Source organism: Edaphobacter sp., assembly GCF_035763405.1.
Lineage (GTDB): Bacteria > Acidobacteriota > Terriglobia > Terriglobales > Acidobacteriaceae > Edaphobacter.
On the sequence record NZ_DASUBE010000069.1, the window covers coordinates 1 to 2,974 of the forward strand.

Annotated in this window: 2 protein-coding genes and 2 rRNA genes; 3 read left to right on the forward strand and 1 reads right to left on the reverse strand. The window is 57.7% G+C overall.

Going from position 1 to position 2,974, the window contains the following annotated elements:
• Together VFU66_RS06980 and rrf are read left to right on the forward strand one after the other, a co-directional pair.
• Positions 1–193, forward strand: a 23S ribosomal RNA gene (locus tag VFU66_RS06980); the annotation flags it as partial.
• A gap of 150 nt (positions 194–343) precedes the next feature.
• Positions 344–460: ribosomal RNA gene (gene rrf, locus VFU66_RS06985) — 5S ribosomal RNA — on the forward strand.
• A 55-nt stretch (positions 461–515) separates the two neighbouring features.
• Here rrf and VFU66_RS06990 read toward each other — a convergent pair.
• On the reverse strand, positions 516–1,388 hold the full coding sequence (locus VFU66_RS06990) for a LysR family transcriptional regulator (protein ID WP_326445524.1): 873 nt from the start codon (positions 1,386–1,388) through the stop codon (positions 516–518).
• 203 nt (positions 1,389–1,591) lie between these two features.
• On the opposite strand from VFU66_RS06990, the gene VFU66_RS06995 reads away from it, so the two are divergent.
• A partial coding sequence (locus VFU66_RS06995; RefSeq protein ID WP_326445525.1) for a peroxidase family protein occupies positions 1,592–2,974 on the forward strand: 1,383 nt, incomplete at its 3' end.

Genomic DNA, 2,974 nt, shown 5'->3' on the forward strand with positions numbered 1-2,974 from the left:
CACGGCTGGGTAGCGAAGTTCGGTTGTGATAACCGCTGAATGCATATAAGCGGGAAGCACGCTCTAAGATGAGATCTCCCAACCCAAAAGGGAAATGAAGGGCCCAGGAAGACCACCTGGTTGATAGGCTGGAGGTTGAAGTGCAGTAATGCATGTAGCTTACCAGTACTAATCGCCCGTTCGGCTTGTCCATAGAATTTACTCTGCGCAGTGAAGTCCACTGTTCTAAGAGTCATTCAATACAAGCTTTGTAGTTATACGAGATATAACTAATACGTTTTTGGTAAATGTCTGCTCAATCTATTCAGTTGTGGAAGATCGCGCGAGCGAGATTCTCAAGTTTGCCGGTGAGTTTACCGCGAGGGTCACACCCGTTCCCATCCCGAACACGGAAGTTAAGCCTCGTTGGGCCGATGGTACTGCACGCGTAAGTGTGTGGGAGATTAGGTGATCGCCGGCATAATTTCAAGAGCCCCATCCTTATTGGATGGGGCTCTTTGTTTAATCAAATTCTGCTACTTCTGGCGCTTGATCCCTGCGAGGAATGCCTGCTGAACACGGTTGAAACTGCGCCCGCGCAAAACGGCTGCAACGATGGTGCGTGTGGCGCGCGCATCGCTGAGGCGGACGTAGCGGCAGCCGGCGCTGCGGTCAATCGCCATTTCGGGAACAAGCGAAACGCCGACACCGGCGGCAACCATTCCGAAGAGGCTGCTGAATTGATCGCTCTCGAACGCGATGCGCGGTGTGACGCGGGCATGGGTGCAGGCTGAGATGCTGAGGTCGCGGAAGCAGTGTCCATCGCGCAGCATCACGAAGGTCTCGCCACGGAGGTCCTTGAGGCCCAGCAGTTTGACGCCTGCACGAGGATGACCTTTGGGCAACGCGGCAAACAGAGGTTCGGTCCGCAGGGGAAACCACTCCAGGTCTTTGTGCCGAAGGGGGAGCGCGAGGATCGCAAGATCGATCGTCAAGTCACGCAGTGCTTCGACCAGGACAGGCGTCGTTTCTTCAACAATGCGCAGCTTCGCCTCGGGATACTGTTTCGCAAAACTCGCCGTGTAGCGAGGCATGAGATAGGGCGCGACGGTCGGAATGACGCCCACCGCCACACTTCCTCGATTGTCGGCATGATGATCGACCACGCTGGAGCGCGCCGCTTCGATCTGGTTGAGAACTGAGCGGGCGTGGGGCAAAAACGTTCGCCCCGCCTCTGTCAGACGAATACTGCGGCCCAGGCGGTCGAAGAGCCGTGCGCCGAGGTCTTCCTCAAGTTTCAGCACCTGCTGTGAGAGTGAGGGTTGGGCCACCTGACAGCGTTCCGCGGCGCGGCTAAAACTGCCCGTTTCCGCGATGGCGCAGACGTATCGCAATTGATGAAGTTCCATAGGCGTAACCTATACTTATTATGCGAATTATATATTGGAACTATCTGTCTGCATGGTGCTACATTCGTTAGGTCGGACAACCCAAGAAAGGTTGCGCATGTCTTACTGCGCAGCAGATAGCGACACAGCAGATAACGACGGACAGGCACCCGGGATACAGTCCGGGCTTGATTCTTATTGATACAGCGAAGGGAAAAATAGTTATGTCAGCCGAAGCGAAGTGCCCATTCCATCAAGCAGCAGGCAGCGGACCCTCCAACCGCGACTGGTGGCCAGAGCAGTTGAACCTGAACATTCTACGTCTGAACTCGCACCAGTCCGACCCCATGGACGAGAACTTCAACTATGCCGAAGAGTTCAAGAGCCTCGATCTGGCAGCCGCCAAGAAGGACCTGGTGGCGCTGATGACGGACTCGCAGGATTGGTGGCCTGCGGATTTTGGTCATTACGGGCCGCTTTTTGTGCGCATGGCGTGGCATAGCGCGGGCACCTATCGTATCGGCGATGGACGTGGTGGAGCGGGAGCAGGCCAGCAACGATTCGCGCCCCTGAATAGTTGGCCAGACAACGTTGGTCTCGACAAGGCGCGCCGGTTGCTGTGGCCAGTCAAGCAGAAGTATGGCAAGAAGCTCTCATGGGCCGATCTGATTGTTCTTGCGGGCAACGTTGCTCTGGAGTCGATGGGCTTCAAGACATTTGGCTTCGGCGGCGGGCGCGCTGACGTCTGGGAGCCGGATGAGGCCGTCTATTGGGGATCGGAGACGACTTGGCTGGGCGACAAACGCTATACCGGCGAACGAGATCTTGAAAATCCGCTCGCTGCTGTGCAGATGGGCCTGATCTACGTCAACCCGGAAGGCCCGAACGGTAAACCGGACCCACTCGCGGCGGCTGTTGATATTCGCGAGACCTTCCGCCGGATGGCCATGAACGACGAAGAGACGGTCGCGCTGATTGCAGGCGGCCACACGTTTGGCAAGACGCACGGGGCCGGTCCAGCGTCGCATGTGGGCGCGCCGCCCGAGGCCGCAGGCATCGAGCAGATGGGTCTCGGTTGGAAGAGCGACTTCAAGACAGGCAAAGGCGGCGATGCCATCGGCAGCGGCATCGAGGTCATCTGGAGCAATACCCCCACGAAGTGGAGCAACTACTTCTTTGAGAACCTGTTCGGCTACGAGTGGGAGCTGACCAAGAGCCCTGCTGGCGCGTACCAGTGGAAGCCGAAGGGCGACGCCGGCGCGGGCACGGTACAGGATGCGCACGATCCGTCGAAGCGTCTCGCACCTTCCATGTTGACCACTGACCTTTCGCTGCGCTTCGATCCTGCTTATGAAAAGGTATCGCGGCGCTTCTACGAGCATCCGGATGAGTTTGCCGACGCATTTGCCCGTGCGTGGTTCAAGTTAACGCATCGTGACATGGGGCCGCGCGCACGCTATCTGGGTCCGGAGGTCCCGGCTGAAGTGCTCATCTGGCAAGACCCCGTCCCGGTTGTCGATCACAAGCTGATTGATGCTGGAGACATCGACGCACTCAAGAGCAAGGTGCTTGCTTCCGGCCTCTCCGTCTCGCAGTTGGTGTCCACG